This window comes from Acinetobacter sp. AM (genome assembly GCF_003105055.1).
GTDB classification, from domain to species: Bacteria; Pseudomonadota; Gammaproteobacteria; order Pseudomonadales; family Moraxellaceae; genus Acinetobacter; species Acinetobacter tibetensis.
Map to the genome: position 1 here is coordinate 71,575 of NZ_QETG01000013.1, position 24,935 is coordinate 96,509.

General features: G+C 42.8%; 22 protein-coding genes and 1 pseudogene. 14 read left to right on the plus strand and 9 right to left on the minus strand.

The genetic code is table 11. From position 1 onward, the window contains the following. Nucleotides 1–8 precede the first annotated feature (8 nt). The gene (locus DCO44_RS08825; protein WP_116761067.1) at nt 9–1,832 is read right to left on the minus strand and encodes an acyl-CoA dehydrogenase C-terminal domain-containing protein; all 1,824 of its coding nucleotides are present in this window, start codon (nt 1,830–1,832) and stop codon (nt 9–11) included. Between the two features lie 282 nt (nt 1,833–2,114). Here DCO44_RS08825 and DCO44_RS08830 point away from each other — a divergent pair, with 282 nt between their 5' ends. Further along, nucleotides 2,115–4,517, plus strand: coding sequence for a hypothetical protein (locus DCO44_RS08830; RefSeq protein ID WP_133243153.1), 2,403 nt, complete (start codon nt 2,115–2,117; stop codon nt 4,515–4,517). 67 nt (nt 4,518–4,584) lie between these two features. Here the strand turns inward: DCO44_RS08830 and aroE are convergent, their stop codons facing one another. From aroE to hemF, 3 genes are all read right to left on the minus strand, one after another. After that, nucleotides 4,585–5,373 carry a shikimate dehydrogenase gene (gene aroE, locus DCO44_RS08835; protein ID WP_116761071.1) on the minus strand — a complete coding sequence of 263 codons (789 nt, stop codon included), beginning with the start codon at nt 5,371–5,373 and terminating at the stop codon, nt 4,585–4,587. Between the two features lie 96 nt (nt 5,374–5,469). After that, complete coding sequence (locus DCO44_RS08840; protein WP_116761073.1) at nt 5,470–5,676, minus strand: hypothetical protein; 207 nt, start codon at nt 5,674–5,676, stop codon at nt 5,470–5,472. Between the two features lie 285 nt (nt 5,677–5,961). Continuing rightward, entirely contained in the window at nt 5,962–6,903 is a 942-nt protein-coding gene (gene hemF, locus DCO44_RS08845; RefSeq protein WP_116761075.1) for an oxygen-dependent coproporphyrinogen oxidase, read from the minus strand. Between the two features lie 234 nt (nt 6,904–7,137). Between hemF and hemN the strand changes: the two genes are divergently transcribed. Further along, nucleotides 7,138–8,508, plus strand: a complete 1,371-nt coding sequence (hemN, locus tag DCO44_RS08850) for an oxygen-independent coproporphyrinogen III oxidase (protein ID WP_116761077.1) — start codon at nt 7,138–7,140, stop codon at nt 8,506–8,508. 57 nt (nt 8,509–8,565) lie between these two features. Here the strand turns inward: hemN and ribA are convergent, their stop codons facing one another. After that, nucleotides 8,566–9,168 carry a GTP cyclohydrolase II gene (gene ribA, locus DCO44_RS08855; RefSeq protein ID WP_016168634.1) on the minus strand — a complete coding sequence of 201 codons (603 nt, stop codon included), beginning with the start codon at nt 9,166–9,168 and terminating at the stop codon, nt 8,566–8,568. 302 nt (nt 9,169–9,470) lie between these two features. On the opposite strand from ribA, the gene dxs reads away from it, so the two are divergent. From dxs to DCO44_RS08895, 8 genes are all read left to right on the plus strand, one after another. Next, nucleotides 9,471–11,378, plus strand: coding sequence for a 1-deoxy-D-xylulose-5-phosphate synthase (gene dxs, locus DCO44_RS08860; RefSeq protein ID WP_116761079.1), 1,908 nt, complete (start codon nt 9,471–9,473; stop codon nt 11,376–11,378). A 116-nt stretch (nt 11,379–11,494) separates the two neighbouring features. Further along, the gene (locus DCO44_RS08865) at nt 11,495–12,325 is read left to right on the plus strand and encodes an inositol monophosphatase family protein (RefSeq protein ID WP_116761081.1); all 831 of its coding nucleotides are present in this window, start codon (nt 11,495–11,497) and stop codon (nt 12,323–12,325) included. Nucleotides 12,326–12,764: 439 nt separating this feature from the next. After that, complete coding sequence (locus DCO44_RS08870) at nt 12,765–14,684, plus strand: DEAD/DEAH box helicase (RefSeq protein ID WP_116761083.1); 1,920 nt, start codon at nt 12,765–12,767, stop codon at nt 14,682–14,684. A 403-nt stretch (nt 14,685–15,087) separates the two neighbouring features. Continuing rightward, nucleotides 15,088–15,906, plus strand: coding sequence for an ABC transporter ATP-binding protein (locus DCO44_RS08875; protein ID WP_116761085.1), 819 nt, complete (start codon nt 15,088–15,090; stop codon nt 15,904–15,906). Next, nucleotides 15,903–16,682 (plus strand): lipid asymmetry maintenance ABC transporter permease subunit MlaE, encoded by a 780-nt coding sequence (mlaE, locus tag DCO44_RS08880; RefSeq protein WP_116761088.1) that lies wholly within the window; start codon nt 15,903–15,905, stop codon nt 16,680–16,682. The genes DCO44_RS08875 and mlaE overlap by 4 nt, the downstream gene beginning before the upstream one ends. Next, on the plus strand, nt 16,682–17,350 hold the full coding sequence (locus DCO44_RS08885; protein ID WP_116761089.1) for an outer membrane lipid asymmetry maintenance protein MlaD: 669 nt from the start codon (nt 16,682–16,684) through the stop codon (nt 17,348–17,350). The genes mlaE and DCO44_RS08885 overlap by 1 nt, the downstream gene beginning before the upstream one ends. 19 nt (nt 17,351–17,369) lie before the next feature. Then, nucleotides 17,370–18,002: an MlaC/ttg2D family ABC transporter substrate-binding protein gene (locus DCO44_RS08890; RefSeq protein WP_116761091.1), complete on the plus strand. Its 633-nt coding sequence runs from the start codon at nt 17,370–17,372 to the stop codon at nt 18,000–18,002. 12 nt (nt 18,003–18,014) lie between these two features. Further along, a complete protein-coding gene (locus DCO44_RS08895; RefSeq protein ID WP_116761093.1) occupies nt 18,015–18,299 on the plus strand; it encodes an STAS domain-containing protein in 285 nt (94 codons plus the stop codon). Nucleotides 18,300–18,401: 102 nt separating this feature from the next. On the opposite strand, the gene DCO44_RS08900 is transcribed toward DCO44_RS08895, so the two are convergent. Then, nucleotides 18,402–19,415 (minus strand): CorA family divalent cation transporter, encoded by a 1,014-nt coding sequence (locus DCO44_RS08900; RefSeq protein WP_116761095.1) that lies wholly within the window; start codon nt 19,413–19,415, stop codon nt 18,402–18,404. 154 nt (nt 19,416–19,569) lie between these two features. Here DCO44_RS08900 and DCO44_RS08905 point away from each other — a divergent pair, with 154 nt between their 5' ends. Together DCO44_RS08905 and DCO44_RS08910 are read left to right on the plus strand one after the other, a co-directional pair. Then, a complete protein-coding gene (locus tag DCO44_RS08905; RefSeq protein ID WP_116761097.1) occupies nt 19,570–20,169 on the plus strand; it encodes a TIGR00730 family Rossman fold protein in 600 nt (199 codons plus the stop codon). Further along, a complete protein-coding gene (locus DCO44_RS08910) occupies nt 20,169–20,570 on the plus strand; it encodes an NUDIX hydrolase (protein WP_116761099.1) in 402 nt (133 codons plus the stop codon). Before DCO44_RS08905 ends, DCO44_RS08910 begins: the two co-directional genes overlap by 1 nt. A 39-nt stretch (nt 20,571–20,609) precedes the next feature. Here DCO44_RS08910 and DCO44_RS08915 read toward each other — a convergent pair whose 3' ends face one another. Next, nucleotides 20,610–21,248 (minus strand): ComF family protein, encoded by a 639-nt coding sequence (locus tag DCO44_RS08915; protein WP_116761102.1) that lies wholly within the window; start codon nt 21,246–21,248, stop codon nt 20,610–20,612. Further along, nucleotides 21,235–23,280 carry an ATP-dependent DNA helicase RecG gene (gene recG, locus DCO44_RS08920; protein ID WP_116761104.1) on the minus strand — a complete coding sequence of 682 codons (2,046 nt, stop codon included), beginning with the start codon at nt 23,278–23,280 and terminating at the stop codon, nt 21,235–21,237. The genes DCO44_RS08915 and recG overlap by 14 nt, the downstream gene beginning before the upstream one ends. 33 nt (nt 23,281–23,313) lie before the next feature. On the opposite strand from recG, the gene DCO44_RS08925 reads away from it, so the two are divergent. Together DCO44_RS08925 and DCO44_RS08930 are read left to right on the plus strand one after the other, a co-directional pair. Further along, the gene (locus tag DCO44_RS08925; protein ID WP_116761106.1) at nt 23,314–24,123 is read left to right on the plus strand and encodes an NAD(P)H-binding protein; all 810 of its coding nucleotides are present in this window, start codon (nt 23,314–23,316) and stop codon (nt 24,121–24,123) included. A 195-nt stretch (nt 24,124–24,318) separates the two neighbouring features. Beyond that, the gene (locus DCO44_RS08930) at nt 24,319–24,546 is read left to right on the plus strand and encodes a DUF6500 family protein (RefSeq protein ID WP_165815699.1); all 228 of its coding nucleotides are present in this window, start codon (nt 24,319–24,321) and stop codon (nt 24,544–24,546) included. Between the two features lie 139 nt (nt 24,547–24,685). Here DCO44_RS08930 and DCO44_RS16755 read toward each other — a convergent pair. Next, nucleotides 24,686–24,935, minus strand: a pseudogene (locus DCO44_RS16755) (hypothetical protein); the annotation flags it as partial.

A 24,935-nucleotide genomic window follows, 5' to 3' on the forward strand; every position in this document is an offset into this window, starting at 1 on the left:
TTCATAATTTAGTAATCAAAACTAAAGTGTTCCGCAGCCAAAGAAGTCATGGTACGTGAAGGATTGACCATTGCTTCAGCATGACCTTGTGTACGAGGTAACAAACGCTCAAAGTAGAAGTCAGCGACTTTGATTTTGGCTTTATAGAATTCAGGCGTTTCTTGACCTTCACCCGCTGCAAGTTTGGCAGAAGCCACCGCTGCTTGTTGTGCCCAGAAGTAAGCCATCATCACATAGCCCGAGAACATTAAGAAGTCTACTGAAGCACTTGATACGATGTCACGGTCTTTACGTGCTGCAAGCATAATGCGGACAGTCAACGTATTCCACTGTGCACAAAGCTTGGTTAAATCCCACGCAAAACGGCGCATGTATTTATTGCGTGCATGTTGACCACAGAATTTTAAAATTTCAGCCGTATAGTCACGAATCACTTTACCTTTAGAGGTCAGTAAAACTTTACGACCAATCAAGTCCAGCGCTTGCACACCCGTGGTACCTTCATACAAAGTTGCAATACGTGCATCACGTGCAATTTGCTCCATGCCCCATTCTTTAATATAACCGTGACCACCATAAACTTGCATACCATGGTTGGCTGCTTCTAAGCCGAGTTCGGTCAGAAAACCTTTTAAAATTGGGGTATAAAATCCTAAATGATCATCTGCTGCTTCAAAAGCGGCTGTATCACCCAGAGTTAAAGCATCCGCCATTTTATCGGCAATTTGTGCAGCATGATAAATCATGGCACGACCACCTTCTGCAATGGCTTTTTGGGTCAGTAACATGCGACGGACATCGGCATGGTGAATAATTGCATCAGCGACTTTTTCAGGATCTTTCTTGCCTGAAAGGGCACGCATCGACATGCGTTCTTTGGCATAAGGCAGTGCGCCTTGGAAAGACAGTTCCGCATGTGCAATGCCTTGAATCGCTGTACCAATACGTGCGGTATTCATAAAGGTAAACATGGCATGTAAGCCTTTGTTGGGTTCTCCAATTAAATAACCCACAGCATTGTCAAAGTTCAAGACGGCTGTTGCAGAAGCACGAATCCCCATCTTATGTTCAATCGAACCACAAGTCACAGGGTTGCGTTCACCCAGGCTGCTGTCCTCATTCACCAAGAATTTAGGCACAATGAACAGAGAAATTCCTTTGGTACCAGCAGGTGCATCTGGAAGACGCGCAAGTACGATATGAATGATGTTTTCAGTTAAATCTTGCTCACCCGCAGAGATAAAGATTTTGGTGCCTGAAATACTATAAGTGCCATCGGCATTTGGTTCTGCCTTGGTTTTGACTTGACCTAAATCTGTACCACATTGTGGCTCTGTTAAACACATGGTGCCTGACCATGTCCCTGCAACCAAATTCGGCATATACAGATTTTTTTGTTCATCTGTACCAAACTGTAAAATGGTGTTCATACAGCCAACACTTAAGCCTGGGTACATTTGAAATGACCAGTTTGCCGTCCCCATCATTTCTGATTTAATCAGGTTTAAAGATTGCGGTAGGTTCTGACCGCCAAACTCTTCAGGGAAAGACAAACCTTGCCAACCACCTTGGACAAATTGGTCATAGGCTTCTTTAAAACCTTTTGGCGTTTTCACTTCACCATTGTCAAAATGACAGCCTTCTTCATCGCCAGATTGGTTAATTGGAGAGAGTACGTTTTCACAGAAATCCGCTGCACCTTCTAGAATCATGTCTACAGTGTCAGCATCAGCAAGTTCGCCGTTGGATAAAGTTTTGTAATGTGCAGGGTAGTCAAACACTTCATTCATTAAAAAGCGAATGTCGTGTAAAGGAGCTTTATATGCTGGCATGATATTAATCCTAATTTAAAAATAGTTTTGGATTATCTGAATCGATAATTTGATTATTCACATTAGTTATAAAAATACATTGATAGTGTAGCCCAATAAAAATGTCAGAAAGGCTAATTAAGGTAAAAATTGTTATCAAAATATTGTATTTTTTTGCTACAGTATCTGCGGTCTTTTGATCATTTAATCAATTTTCTTGATGTCTTAAAGTATAAATAAATAAGGGGTTTAAAAAAACCTATGCGTTTAAAATATTTAAGTTGCTGTCTTTTAAGTTTGAGCATGGTCGGTTGTTCTCAGCATGTCATAAAATCCAATTCGAATGCATCTTCTTTGGACAATACCTCTTTGGAACAACAAGCGGTCACTGGCGTCAATGCGATGTATGAATATCCGAGTTACGATTATCGCGGTAACATGGGTTTCCAGTTCGATACCAGTAAAGGCAAAGTTACTAGCACTCAACCAGCCTCGAACTCAACACAGAATTTAGACCCTGCCATTCAAAAGCAGTTAGATCAGTACTTAAAACAACAAAAGTTGTCGTTGAGTAAACAAGAAAAGCAGGCCTTGTATGAGGCCATTGTTACGGAACAAAACCCGTATGCTTACAGTAAAGGTTCGGATTCATCGTCCGCGCGCGTTGCTGCTGGTCTCATGAATTTTATGAATGATTTAAAAATTAGCTATGATGGTTCGGTACATTATCGAGACAAAATGGCCTCGTTAAATCTGGTGGCCAAATATCAAAAACCAACGCTACTGGTTGAAGCCAAGCTCCCAATGGTGGTGGATTTTCAAAATTATAAGTTCTATGCCAATTATTTCGCTTTCATGCCGTACTTGGTCAATAAAGACAGTCAGGCATCTTATGCATATCTAGATTTTTCCAAATATAAACAAGATCTTGATCGTGTCAATGTGCCTAAACTGGTCGATTACTTGAAACAGATGAATGCTTTGCCTTATGCACTGGCTGATACTAAACAATTGCAGCGTGTGCATGTTTCAGCATCAGAAAAACAACAGGGCATCCGCAACAAAATCCGCTACCAAGGTGATTTGGGCAATTTAATGCTGCAAATGAGTTTGTTTGAGCAGATTAATAAACCATACCTTACTCAGCGAGTCATGGGCTTGGTTGAAACTGATACCGTCAGTGAAGATGCTTCAACTGTAGCAGAAGAGGCCGCAAAAGCTGCAGAAGCGGCGGGTGTAGCAAGCAGTGAATTAGTAAGTGCACAAGCCTATGCATCTTCAGAGCGTGTAGCAACCTTAATTAATTATCGTTTGGATGAGTTGCTCTATTCAGGACAAGATGCAGCAGATGAGGTGGTTGAGGCTGAAGAAGCAAGTTGTGGGGGGGATCAGATCACCTGCGATATCGCTGAATCCGCGTATACTGATGCTGAGGATGCCGTCGAAACCGATGTAGATGCCCGTGCAGTCGATGCGGATGCAGAAGATGTTGCAGTTGCTGCAGCATCATCAAGTCAACTTTTATCGGAACAGGCATGTGAAGCGTTGTTGGGCAGTAAAAAGCATCTCGCAATTGGTGATGTGACTTACTGTCAAGATATGTACGGCGTCAAGTTGCTACAACCAGCACAAGGCAATGCGAAATCAACAGCTTCCGCTTCTGCACTGGAGCAAAAAGTGTTGGCGATGCAAGAGGTACAGCATATTTTTGAACCTTATGTCAGCGATCAATTAACCGATGTGCAGGCGTTTAAAGCGCTTTGGATCAAGCACCAACCTGAAATTCAGGCTGCTTTAGCGGAAAGTGGGCAGGCTATGCCAGTCACTATTGATGTGGCGTTGGATAATCAAGGTCGTGCAGTAGATTTGGCATATCAATTACAATTTGCTGATGAGAGCATTGGTAACTTCGGTATCAATCTCGATATGCAAGTTTCGAATTATGGACATGCCACACCGATTGATAAAAAAGCATTACGCGATGCCAAATCGGTTGAGGAAGTCACCAAAGGCTCAATGTTAGAAAATATAGTGACTGGCTTTACCAAGTCTTTAGGCATGTCTGAAAGTGCTGTGGATGGGGAGCAGACAGATCGTTTGAGCTTCGATCAGCAGTTGTCGGACTTGGCAGAAAAAACCTTTGCAAACACGGGTTCTTATATTAAGACCTACCAATCCGTCTTTGTCTTGATGTTGTCTGCAAACCGTCCTGAAGTGGTGAAGCACTATAGCAATAGTGAATTAAACGAAATTGCAGAAGTCTATGCTTACCGTTTCAATGACCGTTTAGAAGAACCGAAAGGCAAAGCGTTAACACGCTTAAATGCACTCAAAGACAAGCATAAATTGCTTGAGCCAGACCAGTTTGATGAGTTGGGCTATAGTGCTGCGCGTATTGTTCAGGAAGCTTCGGAAGGTGCGAAAGAATATCAGGCATGGAACAAGCGAATTCAGCAGTACAAAACGCCGCAAGCCATCTTTGCAGATTATTATATTGAGTTATTTAAGGATGACTATGAGCTCAATGCTGAGCAAACTACCAATTTAAAAAGTGCGGCAGCCGTACTGGGTCAAGCATTTGCCGATGATCGTAAAAATAAACTTTCGGAAAAATCCATTGCCAAGTTAAGCAAAGACCACGATGGCTTCATGGATTATGATCTGTATGAAAAAGCCTATGTGGATGTGGTTAATCACCTGAAATAAAGCGATAGATCAAAAAAAGGCCAACCCCAGTCGGTTGGCTTTTTTATTTGTTTTGGTTATTGAGTGATTAAAGGAAATCTTTTAACTCAGGCTTCACTCCATTCCAAATTGAAAAGGCTTCAATGGCTTGTCCGACTAACATGCCAAACCCTTCAGAACTTGGAATACCGCGTGCTTTGGCTTGATCAAGAAAACTGGAGGGTTTGCCGTAGGCCATTTCGTAGGCATGCTGAAAGATCAGTTGTTCTGGAAGGATTAAGGCTTCACCACTCAAACTGGCAGAAGTGGCATTAATTACCAAATCAAATTCTCCAGTTAATGCGGTGAGCGCTGTTGCACTGAGCTCAGCTTGCGGGACATGCTGCTGTAAATCTGTCACCAGTTGTTCTGCCCGAGCTAGGGTACGGTTGGCAATCACGATTTTTTTCGCGCCTGCTTGTACCAAAGGATAGATTACACCACGTGTTGCTCCACCTGCACCTAAAATTAAGATGCGACTTTGTGTGAGTGACCAACCCAAAGCATGGATGGCATCGACCAGACCTTGACCATCGGTATTGTCGCCATAGAGTATGCCATCTTGCATCCATAGCGTATTGACGGCTTTGGCAATTTTGGCTCGCTCGGTCAGTACCTGACATTGCGCAAAGGCTTGCTCTTTAAATGGAACAGTGACATTCATACCACAGCCACCTTGAGCGAAAAAATCTTGCACACTGGCTTCAAAGCCATCTAGAGGGGCTAGGCGTTTGCTGTAATGGAGATCGATGCCTGTTTTTGCTGCAAAGGCATGATGAAGTTCAGGGGAACGAGACTGTTCAATCGGGTTGCCGATGACAGCGAATTGTTTGCTCATCGCACAAAATCCATGTGAGAAATGCCGTTCAATATACGGCAAATTGCACTCAGGCTAAAGCGTTAACCCATTTTTTCTGGGGTGGAAATCAAGTGCTTATGGATTACAAATATTGTGAATTGTATCAAAGATGAGTTTTGCAGTGGTCAGGGCTAAGCCAATCGCTGCAAGTACGGCAATACTGATCGAAGTATTATCATTGAACGCACTTTCAGAAAAAATAGTCGTACTGATTGAGCTGAGTAAGACAATAGTAAAGCAGAAAAAAACCATGATGGTTGAACTAACTCTTTTTGTGAACATGTTAGAGACCTTAGATGACGGCACAGAACGATACGAGATTTTCATGTCATTAAAATGAATATATTAAAAATACCTTCTTTTAGTTTACGTATTTTTAAACCGTAAAGAGTGCGAATGCTGTTTTAAAGCTGTGACAGTATTTTTGATAAATGCAAAGAATAGACCTTTTTTGTAGAAGACATTCTACGGGGAGTCTGTAGGGAAATATACCAATCTAACCTATAAGTCGCCCTGATCTGGTAAAAAAGGGCGTACTTAAGGTGTCAAAATTGTAAGTGCGTGTGTCTATTTGCGTAGATTGAGCCAATCTTGAGGTTTTAAATAATAATCCGTGAGTTTTTTCTCGGCAGAGTCTGCCTCCCATTCAGGGCGATATGACCAACCAGCTAAATTAGGCAAACTGACCAAAATCGATTCAATTCGTCCACCTGTTTGTAGTCCAAATAATGTGCCACGGTCATAAACCAGATTGTATTCTACATAACGACCACGACGGTAAAGCTGGAATTCACGTTGTGCTTCAGTATAAGGTTTATCTTGATTCTTTTGGAAAATTGGCAAGATAGCGTTTAGGTAACCATTGCCCACGGCTTGAATGTAGTTAAAACAGGTTTCAAAGTCCCATTGATTTAAATCATCAAAGAATAAACCACCAACACCGCGTTGTTCATCACGATGCTTTAAATAGAAATAGTCATCACACCATTTTTTATGCTCGGCATAGACACCCTCGCCAAATGGAGCACATAAGTCATACGCCGTTTGATGCCAAGACCGTACATCTTCATCATTAGGATAAAATGGGGTGAGATCAAAGCCCCCTCCGAACCACCAAATCGGGTCTTGTCCTTCAGGCTCCGCTACAAATAAACGAACATTGGCATGTGAAGTCGGCACATTGGGGTTTTTAGGATGAATCACTAAAGACACGCCCATGGCTTGCGCTTTTGCACCTGCAATCGAAGGATGACGTTCGGTGGCAGAAGCAGGCAGTTTGGAAATGTTGATGTGTGAGAACATCACGCCGCCTTTTTCAATCACTGTACCATTTTGTAATACGCGTGAACGTCCGCCACCGCCTTCAGGGCGTTGCCAATCATCAATCACAAATTCAGCGGTTCCACCACCAGCACGTTCTTGTTGTTCTAGACTGGCGCAAATACGGGCTTGTAAATCGAGAAGAAAATCACGAACACGTTGAATATCTGTGGACGTTGGATGCTGCATCTCAACCCTCTAAAAAGAATAATAAAAGTTGTCTTAACGTGTAACATAAAATCATAAAAAACTTAAGGATTTTTTCTTATTTGGGTGAGTGGAGTTGTGTGTTTAAAGGGGAGTATCTATCTGATCTCATAGAAATTATCCCGACTAAAAGGCTAGGTTGAATTCTGAATTTAAGCTCCGCACAATAGGAGGCTCAAGCCTGTTGTATCAGGCAGAGATTCTGATGGGGCATCCATGACTCAAGCCAATTCCCTTATTCAAAAGTACAATGTTGCAGGTCCACGCTATACCAGTTATCCAACTGTGCCGTATTGGGAAGAGCAAGATTTTAGTTTGGCGCAATGGAAGCAAAGCCTAAAACGGGCATTTAATGAATCTAATGCCCGCGAAGGCATGAGTTTGTATATCCATCTGCCATTTTGTGAAAGTCTATGTACCTTTTGTGGATGCCATAAACGCGTCACCAAAAAGCATGAGATGGAACAGCCTTACATCCAAGCGGTGTTAAAAGAATGGGACCTGTACTGTCAATTATTGGTGGAAAAACCCATCATCAAAGAAATTCATTTGGGTGGTGGCACACCGACTTTCTTTTCGGTCGAACATTTAACCCAACTGATTCAAGGCATTTTGGCGCAAGCGGAAATCGCGGAAGAGTATGAATTTAGTTTTGAAGGGCATCCGAACAATACCACGCGAGAACATTTACAAGCCTTGTACGACTTGGGCTTTCGCCGTGTTAGTTATGGGGTGCAGGATTATAACGAAAAGGTGCAAAAAGCCATTCATCGCATTCAACCCTTTGCCCATGTCCAACAAGTGACGCAGTGGGCACGGGAAATAGGTTATACCTCTATCTCGCATGATTTGGTGTTTGGTTTGCCTTTTCAAGATTTAGCCGATGTATTACACACCATTGATCAAACCAATCTGTTACGTCCAGATCGCTTGGCATTTTATAGTTATGCGCATGTGCCTTGGATTAAGGGCAACGGACAACGCGGTTTTAAAGATCAGGATGTACCGAAAGATGACTTAAAGCGTCAGCTCTATGAAGAGGGCAAGAAAAAACTGCTGGCACAAGGATATTATGAAATTGGGATGGATCATTTTGCTTTGTCGCACGACAAAATGTATCAAGCCTTTCAACAAGCTAATTTGCACCGTAATTTTATGGGGTATACCTCATCGAAAACCCAAGTCATGATTGGTTTGGGGCTGTCATCCATCAGTGATAGCTGGTACAGCTTTGCGCAAAATGAAAAGACTTTAGAAGATTATTACGCACGTTTAGAACAGAATGAAATCCCTGTCTATCGTGGGCATATCTTAACCCAAGAAGACTTGGTCATTCGGCAACATATTCTGAATTTAATGTGTACCTTTACGACGTCATGGCAGGATCAAGCTCAGACATTTCCTGAATTACCGCAGGTGTTACAACAACTGGAAGAAATGCAAAAAGATGGTTTGTTAACGATTGAAGCCGATCACATACAGATTACCGAGCAAGGCAAACCTTTTGTTCGAAATATTTGTATGGCGTTTGATTTACGTTTAAGTCGGAAAATGCCGAATAATCGTATTTTCTCAATGACCATCTAGTTGATTTTAGTGTTGTTGTTGGTTGGAAAGTGTACGAACAAATAAGGTAAGGATGACTTAAAAGTCATCCTTTTTATACATGTGTGCCATGCGTTCATGTTTAGTTTTTAAATAATCTTCATTGAACGGATTTAAACCCACAGTGAGCGGCACGCGATCAATCACATTAATGCCAAGATCGGTTAATGCTTTAATTTTGAGTGGATTATTGGTCACTAAGCGGACTTCTTTAATATTCAGATGATCCAACATAATGCTACACATATCATAACGACGTGCATCAGCAGGTAAATTCAGCATGAGGTTGGCATCAACGGTGTCATGTCCTTGATCTTGCAGGGCATAGGCACGTATTTTATTAGTAAGACCAATGCCACGACCTTCCTGACGCAAGTAGAGAATGACGCCTTGTCCCACTTCATTAATCAGTTTTTGCGTGGCTTGTAATTGTGGGCCACAGTCACATTTTAATGAGGCGAAAGCATCGCCAGTCAAACATTCCGAGTGAATACGAACCAATACTGGACCCGTTGGCGGTGTATCGAGTCCTTTAGAGAGCGCCACATGTTCTTCACCCGTTTTCGGGTCTTGGAAGACCGTAATTTTAAATTCACCAAAAGCAGTGGGAAGGCGAGACGTTGCGACAAATTCTATAGGCACTGTTTAACCCGTTAAATAGTTTATAAATTGACTAAAGTATAGCGTAATGCTTGGACATTAGTAGAATAGTCACGTTGAAAATGTGTGCAAGATTTTCTTTTTTGTAGAAAGCGAACGATAATAGTTGATAAATAGCTATATTATTCAGGATAATCTAGGCACCAAAAAACGCCAATTGAGTTTTGTACTCAAGTACGCATCGCCAGAAATGTGGCTGATTGAAGGTGATATCATCCCACGATGATCGAGTAACCCATTTACCTAGCTTAGGATTTGCCAGGCTTTAGAAGGCTTTGCCACATATGTTGTATACAGAAATACCAACTCAACGCCCTGTAACACCGTTGCTGGATACGATCGATCATCCACAACAACTGCGTTTGCTCGCGCGTGATCAACTACCACAAGTGGCGGATGAGTTACGTCAATTTATTTTGTATGCAGCTGGGCAAAGCGGCGGACATTTTGGCGCAAACTTGGGTGTCATTGAGCTAACAGTTGCTCTGCATTATTGTTTTAACACGCCAGATGATCGCCTAATTTGGGATGTGGGTCATCAAGCCTACCCGCATAAAGCTTTAACAGGTCGTCGTGAGCTACTAACGACCATTCGGGCTAAAGATGGTTTGGCGGCATTTCCTGCGCGTGAAGAATCGATTTTTGATACCTTTGGTGTCGGGCATTCTTCTACTGCAATTTCAGCGGGGCTGGGGATGGCCTTAGCACGTCGTTACCAACAAAATCCTTGCGATGTGGTCGCGATTGTGGGTGATGGTGCAATGACTGCTGGAATGGCCTTTGAAGCCATGAATGATGCAGTTGCTCACAATGCTGACTTGATGGTGGTGCTCAACGACAACGATATGTCGATTTCATGCAGTACAGGTGGTTTTGCCAAGCATTTGGCTGCCATTTGGGAGAGTGGTCAGTCGGTACATATTTCAGAACAAGGTGAAGCCTATGTTCAGCCGCATCCAAAATGGTCGTACAATTCACGGTTGCATCAATCCGCAACGGAAGCTGCGGACAATCTATTTAAAGCGATTGGTTTTGATTATTTCGGACCCTTTGATGGTCATAATGTCAAAGAATTGGCACATGTATTTGAAGCTTTGAAAAAGCGTAGTGGCCCACGTTTAATTCACGTTTATACCAAAAAAGGCAAAGGCTTTGCAGCTGCCGAAGCAGAACAAATTAAATACCATGCCATTAGCAAAATAAATGCCAAGGTAACGCCGCAAACCGCGCCTAAATATTCAGATGTATTTGGTCAATGGTTGTGTGACCAAGCTGCACAAGATTCGCGTTTACTGGCAATTACACCTGCCATGTGTGAAGGTTCTGGCATGGTCAAGTTTGCGCAGCAATATCCAGAACGTTTCTTTGATGTGGCGATTGCGGAACAGCATGCGGTGACTTTAGCTGCGGGCATGGCCTGTGAAGGTTTAAAACCTGTAGTCGCGATTTATTCGACTTTCTTGCAGCGCGGTTATGATCAGTTGATTCATGACGTGGCATTACAAAATTTGGATGTGACGTTCGGTATTGACCGTGCAGGTCTGGTGGGCGAGGATGGCCCGACCCACGCAGGTGCCTATGACTATGCCTTTATGCGTACTGTACCGAATATGGTGATTATGGCGCCGAAAGATGAAAATGAATGTCGTCAAATGTTGCATACCGCCTATTTATATCCAGGACCCGCTGCGGTACGTTATCCGCGAGGCAATGGTTTAGGGGTGGAAATACAACAACACATGACTGAGCTTGAAATTGGCCGCGCTGAAATTGTTTTGCAATTGAATGAAAATGCCGATGAACAAATCAGTATTTTGGCCTTTGGTAGTCGTGTTGCCGCATCTGTAGAAGCGGCACATCGTCTGGCACAGCAACTGGATGTTGGTGTGCGTGTGGTCAATATGCGCTTTGTGAAACCTTTAGATGAACAGATGTTGTCAAGCTTGGCCGATCAAACACAATTGTTTGTCACCGTGGAAGAACATGCGGTGATGGCTGGTGCGGGTAGTGCAGTCAATGAATATTTGGCACAAGCACAGATTGTTAAGCCGATGCTGAATTTAGGTTTGGCAGATAACTTTATGCATCAGGCAACACATAATCAGATGTTGCAGCAAGCAGGCTTGGATGCACAAGGCATTGTTAAATCAATAGAATCTGTATGGTTAAAGCTTGTGCAAAATATAAGCTAATCAAAAGCTAAATTTCCGAAACATTTTTTCCCTAAAAGCACTTATATTTGTTAAGATATAAGGGCTTTTATGCATTATTCTTTAATCAATATCTTCAAATTTGTAGTGGGTGTTCAATGGAACCTATGGTGGTGATGGCTGCGCGTGCGGCTCAAACAGTCGGTCAAGAGCTTTTAAAAGCGCATCAAAATCGTCATAAACTTGATCTACAAGTCGAAGAAAAAGGAATTGATGGACCAGTAACGCGTGTAGACCGTTATTTGGAACAATTGACCATCGATACGCTACGTAAAAGCTATAAAAACCACAGTTTCCTTGGTGAAGAGTTTGGTCTTCAAGAAGGCAAAGGTCACGACGCAGATTGGTGTTGGATCATTGACCCACTTGATGGCACCTTAAACTTCATTAACGGTGTTCCTCATTTCTGTATCTCTATTGCAGTTCAACATAAAGGCATTACTCAACACGGCGTAATTTACGACCCTGTGAAAGATGAATTGTTCTCTGCAAGTCGTGGTCGTGGTGCCATGATGAACCAACGTCGTATTCGTGTAAATGTGAAAGACAGCCTTGAAAATACATTCATGTCTGTGGGACATGCTTACCGCGCAAAACGTAATGGTGAAGTGATTTCTTATGCAAAAAATCATTTTGCTTCATTGTTAAATGTAACTGAAGCTGGTGCGCAATACCGTCGTACAGGTTCAGCAGCATTAGATTTGGCGTATGTAGCAGCGGGTCGTTTTGATGCTTATTTCGAACTCGGCTTAAAGCCTTGGGATATCGCAGCAGGCGAGTTGATTGTGAAAGAAGCGGGCGGTACTGTGGTTGATGCGCGTGGTGGCAGCGACTCTATGGAAAATGGTCAAGTACTTGCATGTTCAATGAAAATGTTAAAACCATTAATGCAGGCTGTAGTGCCAGCATGGGGCGAAGCTGCAAAGTAGTCGAATGATGACGTGATCAAGTGCTGATAAAAAAAGCTCTCAAAATTGAGGGCTTTTTTTTATATAGAATTCCAAGGCTTAATTGCATCTTTGAATAATATTTTGTAAAAAAATAGTAAAAGTCGATTAAAATAGGTGACTTTTAAAAATATGCTGTTATAATCTCGCCACGCACTAAATTTCGTTCATTACCTGAACATTCTCTTCTATCATTGTGTATGCGCGTCCGGTCCAAAGAGAGGACATTATTTCGCGCCCCACCCAATCGCTTAAGCGATTCCTTCAGGTTGCGGCTGTAATCAAATGTGCGTTATACGCATCGTCGTTCTCGGATCGCCGCTGATTCTATATTTTCAGCGATTATTGCTGTGCCGCTTTTTGCCGATGTCCATCAGACCATATATTTAATGGAGCACCCATTTTTCGGGTGAAATACTCTATGAGCAAAACTTTTGCTGATTTTCCTTTACATGAATCGTTACAACAAGCTTTACAAAGCCTAGGTTTTACTTCTCCTACGCCTGTACAGGAACAATCGATTCCTGCAGCTTTAGAAGGTAAAGACCTTTTAGTATCTAGCCAAACAGGTTCAGGTAAAACTGCGGCGTTCTTACTTCCAACGTTAAACGCACTTGCAGCCCAAGAGACTTTCGTTCCGTTCAAAGAACGTATGAAAGCAATTACTCAACCAAATATTTTGGTTCTTTGCCCAACTCGTGAGTTGGCGCAGCAAGTAAGCCAAGACGCGATTGGATTTGTTCGTCACATGAAAGGTGCACGTATTGCAGCGATCATGGGTGGTATGCCGTTTGGTAAGCAAATCCAACAGTTAAAAGGTGCACAAGTTGTTGTTGCAACACCAGGTCGTTTACTTGACTTGGTGAATCGTCGTCAAATTAAATTAGACCAAGTTGATGCGCTTATTGTTGACGAAGCAGACCGTATGCTTGATTTAGGTTTCTCTGAAGACTTAGAAGCAATCAGCGATCTTGCTGCAAACCGTAAACAGACTTTAATGTTCTCTGCAACATTTGCTGGTCGTATCATTACACTTGCTGAACGCATGATGAATGATCCACAACGTATTGCAATCGAAACTGGTCACTCTACAAACACTGACATCACTCAAACTTTGCATTGGACTGATGGCTTTGAACACAAGAAAAAATTACTTACTCATTGGTTAAACGCTGAAGACGTTGATCAAGCTGTAGTATTTGCTTCTACTCAAGAAGACACAGATATGTTGGCTGAAGAACTTGCTGAAGCAGGTTTATCAGTTGTAGCGCTTCATGGTGCTATGCCACAAACTGTACGTAACCGTCGTTTACGTAGCATTCGTGAAGGTCGTGCAAAAATCTTAGTTGCAACAGACGTTGCTGCTCGTGGTCTTGACGTACCAACAATTTCTCACGTAATTAACTTTGGTCTTCCTATGAAGAACGAAGATTATGTACACCGTATCGGTCGTACAGGTCGTGCGGGTCGTACAGGTAAAGCAATTACACTTGCAACTTACCGTGAACGCGGCAAGATCCGTGCTTTAGAAGACTTCTTAGATGCTCGTTTAAACGTATCTGAGATTGAAGGTCTTGAGCCATCTCCACCTCCTGCACGCGGTAGTCGTGATGGCGGCGGTCGTGGTCGTGATGGCGGTGGTCGTGGTCGTGGCGGTTTCGGCGGTGGTCGTGGTCGTGATGGCGGTGGTCGTAGCCGTTTTGAAGGCGAAAGCAATTTTAAACGTCGTGAAGGCGGTGATGATCGTCCACGTCGTAGCTACGATGACAAACCACGTGGCGAACGTCCTGCTTTTGGCGGTGAAGAGCGTCCACGTCGTGAGTTTAATAATGATCGTCCACGTCGTGAAGGCGGTTTCGGTGATCGTCCACAACGTTCTTTTGATGACCGTCCAAAGCGTGATTTTGGTGATCGTCCAGCGCCACGTCGTGAAGGCAGTTTCGGTGATCGTCCGCAACGTTCTTTTGATGACCGTCCAAAGCGTGATTTTGGTGATCGTCCAGCGCCACGTCGTGAAGGTGGTTTCAACGATAAGCCACGTTTTGAGTCGAATGATGACAACCGCGGTAACCGTGTAGACTACAAACCACGTCGTGAAGGTTCTTTTGGTGACCGTCCTAAACGTGATTTTGGTGATCGTCCAGCACCACGTCGTGAAGGTGGTTTTGGCGACCGTCCACAACGTTCGTTTGGTGATGACCGTCCAAAACGTACTTTCGGTGGTGAAGATCGTCCTAAGCGCACTTTCGGTGGTGAAGACCGTCCAAAGCGTGAATTTAATTCAGATCGTCCACGTACTGAAGGTGGTTTTGACCGCCCACGTCGTAAGTTCAACGACTAAGTCATACCTTCTAAAAAAACCAGCGCATTTGCGCTGGTTTTTTTATGCTTAACGATTTTGTTTATTGTTTAAAAAATGTATACTAAGTCAAATTTATGTTGAAATATGACAAATATGAATAACAATATAGAACAACAACCTATGTTAGGGTATTCGCTAAAAGAGGTGGTTATGCCTTATCTGAGTTTTATTCTTTTTATGAGCAATCTGATCTATTTCTTTTACGCTCAATTTATATAACACAGCGTTCTAATTTTTATGCTGTGTGAGTAGTTTCATATAATTAAAATGACAGAATCAAAAAAACAAATTGCACACAGTTTACCCGACGCAACTAGGTAACATTTTATAGTTCAATCCTTTATAGTATGCGTGCTGGAAAATTGCAGGAACTTTCTCCGCTATGAATAATCAAGCACCCCTTGAAAATTCAGCTTTGATTGAAGTCAAAGATCTGAGTTTTAAGCGAGGGGAACGAATCATTTATGAACAAGTCAGTCTGAAGATTCGACGTGGTCAGATTACCGCCATTATGGGGCCATCTGGAACAGGTAAAACTACACTGCTACGTTTAATTGGGGGACAATTGACCCCAGATCATGGGCAAGTGCTACTTGACGGTAAAGATATTGGGCAGATGTCGCGGCATGAGTTGTTTGCGGCACGGGCGCGTATGGGTATGTTGTTTCAAAGCGGTGCTTTATTTACCGATATGAGCGTTTATGAAAACGTTGCATTTCCTTTGCGTGCACATACCCAATTACCTGAGCATTTGATTGCAGAATTGGTCGCACTAAAGTTGGAAGCGGTAGGGTTGCGTGGAACAGAGCAACTCATGCCTTCTGAGCTTTCGGGTGGGATGAACCGACGTGTAGCATTGGCACGTGCCATTGCATTAGACCCAGAATTAATTATGTATGATGAGCCTTTTGCTGGTCAGGACCCGATTGTTAAAGGGGTGCTCACGCGATTAATTCGTTCTTTGCGTGAGGCATTAGAGCTAACCACAATTATTGTATCGCATGATGTGTCAGAGACCCTCTCCATTGCAGATTATATTTATGTCGTTGCAGAAGGGAAGGTGCAAGGTGAAGGCACACCAGCAGAGTTGCAAGCCAATGCATCGCCATTTGTACGTCAGTTTCTTACGGGGGCTGCTGAAGGTCCTGTAGAGTATCAGTTTAGTCATCAAGCGTATTTGGCAGGCGAGGTTGGTTCATGAATGCTATTGCCTCATTAGGTAGACGCGTTATTCAAAGTGTTCAGGGTGTCGGTGTTGCAACCATTATGTTGTTGCAAATTCTATGCTCCATGCCGACATGGTTAGGCGTCAAACTGTTTGTTTACCAAATGTACCGTGTCGGGGTGATGTCCTTACTGATTATTTCGGTGTCAGGTTTGTTCATCGGTTTGGTTTTAGGCCTACAAGGTTATTCCATTTTGGTCAACATTGGTTCAGAAGCCATGTTGGGTACCATGGTGTCGTTAACCCTATTGCGCGAATTGGCCCCTGTGGTTGCAGCATTATTGTTTGCTGGGCGTGCAGGTTCTGCACTGACCGCAGAAATTGGGTTAATGAAAGCCACTGAACAATTATCCAGTATGGAAATGATCGGGGTTGATCCCTTAAAACGTATTGTTTCACCACGTTTATGGGCTGGGATTTTTAGCTTGCCGATGTTGAGTGTGGTGTTTGCTGCAATTGGTATTATTGGCGGTAAAATGGTCGGCGTAGATTTTCTGGGCGTAGATGAAGGTTCTTTCTGGAGTGGCATGCAAAGTAATGTGCAATTCTATAAAGATATCTTTAATGGCACGATTATTAAGAGTATTGTTTTTGCCATTTTGTGTACTTGGATTGCGGTCTATCAAGGTTATACCTGTGTACCGACATCGGAAGGCATTGCGACATCCACAACGCGTACCGTGGTGTATTCATCGCTTTGTGTATTAGGTTTTGATTTTGTGTTGACTGCGGTCATGTTCGGAGGGGTTTAATGAAATCACGTGCAAGTGAGCTGGCCGTAGGATTATTTGTCATTGTCTTCGGTGTTGCATTGTTTTTCTTGGCAATGAAAGTGAGTGGCTTAGTTGGCACCAACTTACGTGATGCGTATAGCATGACGGCACAATTTGATAATGTGAATGGCTTAAAGCCTCGAGCTAAAGTTACCATGAGTGGTGTGACCATTGGTCGTGTGACGGATATTACCTTAGATCCTGTTACGCGTTTGGCAACCGTGCATTTTGAGTTGGATGGTAAGTTAACGTCTTTTAATGCAGAGCAGTTGAAGACGGTTGAAACCAATGCGTTGGATGAGTTGCGCTATAGTACAGAATATACGGAAGCTACACCAGCGAAACAAAAAGAAATGGAACAGCAACTTATTGCGAACATGAAATCCATCACCAGTATTGATGAAGATGCTTACATAATGGTGGCAACCAATGGTTTGTTGGGTGAGAAGTATTTGAAAGTTGTTCCGGGTGGTGGCTTGAATTATGTTAAGCGCGGTGCATCCATTGCCAATACTCAAGGTACGATGGATCTTGAAGATTTGATTAGTAAATTTATTACAGCAGGTGCAGGTAAGTCATCGACTCCATCGGCAGAAGCTGAGGCACCAACTGACAAAACAGATGCTGAACCAGCATTTGTTGAATAATTGAAAGAGGAATTTAGAAGTGAATATGTTGTTGAAACAAACATTAACGGCAAGCATTTTATCAACCATGATTGCAGGTACTGCATTTGCTGCGCCAGCTGAAGCTCCTCCTGCATTTATTAAGCGTGTGGCGGATGGTTTAATTGGTCGCTTAAAAGCAGACCATGCAAAATTGCAAAATAACCCAACGGCAGTAAAAGCCATTGTACGTCAAAACTTAGACCCGTATGTGGATTCACAAGCGTTCACTCGTATTGTCATGGGGACTTATGCAACCAATCAGTACAGTACAGCGGCACAACGTGCACAGTTTGAAAAGAACTTTCGCGAAACACTGATTGAAAATTATGGCACTGCATTTGCGAAATTCAGTAACCAAACCTACACTGTTCGCCCTTATAAAGCGACTGGTAGCGCTAACCCTGTTGTGACCATTGACTTTAATAACAACGGTGAAAAGATTCCTGTATCGTTCCAGTTGGCGGATAAAGGTAGCCAATGGAAGATTCGTAACATTAATGTATCGGGTATTGATTTAGGTCTACAATTCCGTAATCAGTTCGCAGCGACAGTTAAACGTAATGGTGGTAATCTGGATAAAGCGATTGCTAACTTTGAACCAGATGCTGATGCAGCTGTAAAGAAAAAATAAGATAGGTGAAAGGTGATTAGTCTCGTCAATCAGGAATTACAGGTCACTGGAAAAATAGATTATGACAATGCTGAACAATATTATCAGCAGGGTTTGGCATTGATTCAGAAACAACCCTTGCCTATGGTGGTAAATTTGGCACAGTTACAACAAGGAAGTACCTTGGCTTTAGCTGTGTTGGTGCGTTGGTTGCGCCAAACGCCACATGCACAAGGTTTACAGTTTAAGGCTGTGCCTGAGAAAATGATGAAGATTATTCAGGCTTGTCATCTGCAAGATGATCTGCAGATCATCTAAAAAAAGCACCGCAATTGCGGTGCTTTTTTTATGTTGAATCTTATGCTCAAAAAGACGATATTCTGTTGCACATCGCTGATCACACCATGCAAAAAATAATATTCAGATCCATTTTTTCCAGCGGAAGTAAATCAGCGGGCCGATAAAGAAGCCGACAATAATCATGCTGACGGCTATAAAGCTGGTGGTGCCGTGGGCAAAAGGTAAAACATCTGTATTCATACCATAGATACTGGCAACCAACATTGGGGGTGCCAACATACTCGGTAAAATCGAGAAGCGACGAATGGTGTCATTCTGTTCAGTATTAATGAATCCTGATGTGGTATCTAGCAAGAAGCGTACTTTCTGGAACAAGAAGGCATCATGTTCGACTAGTGAGCGTACATCTTCACTCAACTCTCGGATGTCTGCATCATAGATATGACTGCCTAGGGCACGCGGACGGGATAAAAAGGTCAGTACACGACGTAAGTCAATCAAACAGAGTTGTGCCTTACCCAACATATCTTCTAATTGTGCCAGTCGGGTAATCATGTCATCAAGGTCGAGAATTTGTTCACGATGACGGTTATTCAGTACCTCTGTGGAGTATTTTTCCAAGTCCTTGTGGATATCTTCTAAGATATCCGCAAGCTCATCCAGTTTGGCTTCGAGTAAACCTAACAGGACCCAAGTCGGGTCTTTATAGTCAATTTCGTAGTCATTGCGACGTGCGCGTGCGCGAAAGGCACGGAAAGCCACCAGCTTTTCACCACGCAGAGTAAACAAACGCTCTCTATGCAAAATAAAAGCGACGGTTTGTACTGTGGCTAAAATACTAGAATTATCATCTGCCTCACCATCCACCTGATAATTTTTATTTTTCGTTAAAAAATACGTGCTGATATGCAAAATACCATCATCATCACGGTAGAATCGGGCAGATGAAGAGATGTCTTCTAATGACTTTAATGTAGGTAGGTTTTGATCATACGCATCTAAAACCCATTGCTGTTCTTCTTGTGAAGGTGCAATGAGATCGACCCAGACCAATTCTGGGTGTAAATCAAAACCGCCATTAATGGTGGCATCTTCTAAACTACCGCGCTCTGTGGCGTAAAAGGCTTCAAGCATGGATGTCTTTTCTCCCTTACGCAGTATGGGTTAAATCGATGGGTGTATTTTAGACAAGGATTTCATGAAAAACACTGCTTGGATTGCTAATTTATGAAAAAATCTCCATCTAGTTTACTTTCGCGGTATGACAAGATCATAACATGGTGAAATAATGACACATTCTATTGCAGTTTTTTGTGGTTCAGCCGTTGGTACAGACACAATTTTTTTAGAAACAGCGCGTCATGTTGGCAAAACTTTGGCTCAGCAGGGTAAAACACTGGTCTATGGTGGTGGGCGTTCGGGTTTGATGGGGGTCATTGCAGATAGTGCCTTGCAGGCGGGTGGACGAGTGATTGGGGTTATTCCGCATGCCTTGGTGGATCGTGAGTTGGCACATCCTGATTTAACGGAACTGCATGTGGTGAAAAACATGCATGAACGTAAAACTAAAATGTCCGAACTTTCCGATGCATTTATTGCATTGCCAGGGGGAGCGGGAACTTTAGAAGAGATTTTTGAGCAATGGACTTGGGCACAATTGGGCATTCATCTCAAACCGTGTGCCTTTTTAAATGTCCACGGCTTTTATGATGACCTGATTAAATTCATCAACTTAACGACCGAAAAAGGCTTTACGCATTCACGTTTCACAGAGACCTTAATTGCTGAAAACTCAGTTGAAGCGATTCTACAGCAGTTTGATGTATTTACTGCACCTACCCCGAAATGGGGTATGAGCGAGCAGCAAGACTTGGTGAAACACGGCTAATGAAAAAAATTACTGTCGCTGCGGGTATTGTGTTGAATACACAACAGCAGTTGTTATTGGTGCGTAAGCACAATACTCATTTTTTTATGCAGGTGGGTGGCAAGCTAGAACCAGATGAAGCGCCTGAAGATTGTATCTTGCGTGAAATCGCGGAAGAAATTGGTTGTCAGGCGAAAATTATTCAGTACGTTGGACGTTTTGAAACCGCTGCGGCCAATGAACCCGATCATTTATTGATAAGCCATGTATTCCATGTGGAGCTAGACACTGCACCACAAATTGCGGCTGAAATTGCAGAACTGAAATGGATTGATTGGGATGAACAAACGACGCCATTGGCCCCGTTGACTCGAGAAATTGTGTTGCCGTGGGTGCGTGAGCAATTCAAAACTCAAGCATAGTGCATTTGATCTGAGTGGCCGTTTAAAATTTGGCGAAGGTCAGGCTTGAGCTGCTGCAATACAGACCGCTTCAATTTTTCGGCAGCCCAATTCGGCAAGTGCTCGTTCTAAGGTTTTGAGCGAGCTACCTGTCGTCACTACATCATCCAGCATTAACACGCGACGATAACGCAGAGCATTTGTCGGGGCAATTTTAAATTGCTGTTCGATTTGATCCAGCCGTTCTAAACGGCTTAAGCCTTTTTGTGCATGTTGATGCTGCCGTTGAATGGGTTGCCAGACTGGAATGTTTAAGTGTTGTCCCAAACGTTGTGCCAGAATGATACTTTGGTTATAACCCCGTTCGGCTAAGCGCTGAGTCGAAATCGGCATAGGGACAATCGCCTGAATTTGTCGATATTCGAGCTGTTTCAGCAGTCCAGTCAGCAAGATTTGAAAATGTAGTTGTTGCTCGTATTTAAATTGCTGAATCACACGATCAATGGGATAGGCATAATGGCAGGCGACTTGAACCTCAATTTCTTGACGTTGCACGGATTGTTTGAACCAAGGTAAATGGTTCCAGCAATCTTGACAGAGGCTCGCCTGATGACCACGCTCAAGTCCACAAAACTGACATGGGAGTACTGAATGCAGCCATTGCTGAGCGGTAGATAAAAAAGGTTTAAACATAGGCATAGCGCGGGGCTTCTGGCAGCCAGCGTTTAAGTAAAGCATCTGCTTGTATAGGATAGTCTTTCAGGATTTGCTGTGCCACATAATGTGCCTGATTGAGCAAATGATCATCCCGTTCTAATTTGGCAACGCGAAAGCCCATATCTCCCGTTTGTTTGGTGCCGAGTAATTCTCCAGGACCGCGAATTTCTAGATCTTTCTCTGCAATGATAAAGCCATCATTGGTTTCACGCATAATACGTAGCCTTTCTTGTCCATTTTGTGACAGTGGATTCTTATAGAGTAGGGCGCAAAAACTGGCCTTAGCACCACGTCCAACACGACCACGTAACTGATGCAGTTGTGATAAGCCCAGACGCTCGGCATTTTCAATCACCATAATAGAGGCATTCGGCACATCCACGCCGACTTCAATTACCGTGGTCGCAATCAGCAGTTGTAGTTCATTGTTCTTGAATTGTTGCATGACGGCTTGCTTGTCATCGGCTTTCATTTTGCCATGTACCAGTCCGATATTGAGTGTTGGAAAACGGTGTTTAATTTCGGCATAGGTGGCTTCCGCGGCTTGAGCATCTAAAGTTTCCGACTGTTCGACCAATGTACAAACCCAATAGGCTTGTTTGCCTTCGGTGCAATTACTGGCAATCCGTTGTAAGACTTCTTCACGACGGTCCAAAGGGATGGTCACGGTTTGAATCGGGGTTCGACCAGGCGGCAATTCATCAATCACTGAGGTATCCAAGTCCCCATATGCGGACATGGCGAGGGTACGCGGAATCGGGGTTGCGGTCATCACCAGTTGATGTGGCGTGGTTTGCTGTGCACCTTTATTACGAAGTGCCAAACGCTGATCAACCCCAAAGCGGTGTTGCTCATCAATAATCACCAAACCTAATTTATGAAAGGCAACACTGTCTTGGAACAAGGCATGGGTACCGATGACCAGTTGAGCCGAGCCTTGTTGAATTTGTTGCTCTGCCAAGGCACGGGCTTTACCTTTTTGCTTGCCTGATAGCCATGCCACATTTAAGCCTAAAGGTTCAAACCAGCGTTTAAAATTCAAATAATGTTGTTCTGCGAGAATTTCAGTCGGTGCCATTAAGGCAACTTGCCAACCTTCTTCTAAAGCATGACAAGCAGCAAGTGCTGCCACAAGCGTTTTACCTGCACCAACATCGCCTTGTACCAGACGTAACATTGGCTTGTGTTGCTTTAAATCATCGGAGATTTCTTTAGACACGCGCTTCTGTGCTGCGGTCATTTTAAAGGGCAACGCAGCCAGTAATTGTTTGGCAAAGGTTTTACTATTAGTAAACGAGGGGGCTGCAATTTGCTGAATGTAGGCGCGACGGGTCAGCAGGCTGACTTGATGAGCGACCAATTCCTCAAAAATCAGGCGTTGCTGCGCAGGGTGTGAGCCTTGGCTCAACTGCAACATATTGGCATCCAGTGGTGGTTCATGGATGTAATGTAAGGCTTGTTTCAAGGCATAGCCATTGGTGAATTTCTGCGGCAGCAACTCTGGCAAATCATCACTGTGCTGTTTTAAGGCATGTTTAACGTATTCACGCAGCTTGGTTTGGGTCAGTCCATCGGTTGCAGGATAAATGGCTGTGAGCTGAGTTTGTGGTAGAGGCGTATGTTCAGTAATGAGCTGAATTTCAGGATGATACATTTCCAAGCCACGCGCACCGACACGGACTTCACCAAAAACCCGTAAACGGTTGCCCACTTTGCCGCGATCGGTCAGGGCTTTATATAGATGATAAAAGCGTAGCGTGACTTTACCGAGCTCATCATCCAGTAAGATGGCCATGGATTTACGCTTTCCTGGCGGAAAGTCCACTGATTTCACCGTACCTTCGAGCAGATAGCTACGCCCAACCTCCAATTGGTTCATTGGAATGATCGTGCTACGATCTTCATAATCCCGCGGCAGATGAAACAGTAAATCATCCGTGGTGAAAATATTCAGTTTTTCAAGTAATGCAGCAGAGGCACTTCCAACCCCTTGCAATTGTTGGACTGCGGCCATGTCCCCTCAACTAAAGTGCTCATTAGGTGCTAAATGCATATTTTATTTATAGGTTATGGTAAAACATCTCAACGGGTTGCTAAACAATTATTTCAACAAGGCCACCAAATTACCACAATTAGCCGTACTGCCAAACCACAAGATTTTGCTACGCATTTGATTCAAGATATTCATCAACTTGATTTGAGTCAGATTACCCCTGTCGATATCGTCTATGTATTGTTATCTCCCGCATCAAGTACACCTGAAGGCTATCAAGCGACTTTCGTTGATGCGATTCCTGCGATGCAGAAGGCCTTACAAGCTCATCCTGTAAAAAAAGTTATCGTAGTGTCTTCAACGCGAGTTTATGGTGAGCAAGCAGGGGAGCGAATTGATGATGCTCGTATGCCTAAGCCGATCGATGCACAAGGCGAGATTCTACGGCAGATGGAATTGTTGTGGCAGACTGCGTATCCTGAGCAAAGTATTATTATTCGCCCGACAGGCATTTACGGGGCTTCTGTGGCACGTATGGTGAAGTTGGCGCAGCAGACTTCGACCTATCCGAACATTCATTATAGCAATCGCATACATATTGAAGATTTAGCTCGTTTTCTGGCGCATTTGATTCACGTGGAACATCCTGAAAGTTCCTATATTGTCACAAATAATCAGCCGATTCCTTTACATGAAATTATTCAGTGGTTTCAGCAGCAACTTGGGTTACCTGAGTTGACCTTAGAGAGTGAACAGCTTTCAGGTAAGCGAATTTATGCTTCCAATATGCAGCAGACGGATTTTGAATTACAACATTCAGATTGTTTTGAGGATTATTCGGCATTGTTAGCGAAGAGTCAGTGAAGAATATTTTGTACTTTGTTGAATGAAAGATGTGGAACATTGACTGGAAAATAGTCGTGGAATGTGAAAAATAATGTAAAAGCCATTCTAGTGGACTGTTCACTAAATGATCTGATTTAAGATTATGATTTATATTAAATAAAAGAAGGTATTTTGCATAAGTTATTTATGCTAATTTTAGGAAAAGTTAAAAATATGAGAAAAGAGTTAAGAGAACTATTTATCAGTGGATGTAATGAGAAAATTCAAAAAAAGGGAGATAGTGTAGGTTTATCTTTCTATGCTTTTTTCAAAAATAAAAATGATAATCCTGAGCTTTTAATGGAAGCGGCGACTTGGTGGATCATGCAACATAAATTAGATCATTTTGAAAAAGCCGTAAAAATTAAAGCCCTTGTTTTGAGAGAGTCTTCTTCCATTTAACATCATGGCTGTTGTAAGAAATAAAAATCCTAGATTGAGATCTAGGATTTTTAAATTTTAAAAATATATAAAAATTAAAGCCATAGCCTCAATTTTCACGTTGGTATAAGGTGTATTATGTTAATTTTAAGAAAACTATTTAATCACTTGTTAATAGTTGTTGTAATTTTAAAGGGATTGCTTCCAAATTTTTCGCACAAAGTAAAATTCCTTTGCTCATTCTTCTATCATGAAAATAAAAATCAATGTGATGCGAAATCTGATTGTCAAACTTAAGCTGTTCTTGCCATATGGATTTAATTAAGTTCATATGGTAATGAAAAAAATCTTCAAAATGAATAAAATCTTTCGATGAATATAACGAATTTCCAATCTTGTCCAAAAAACTT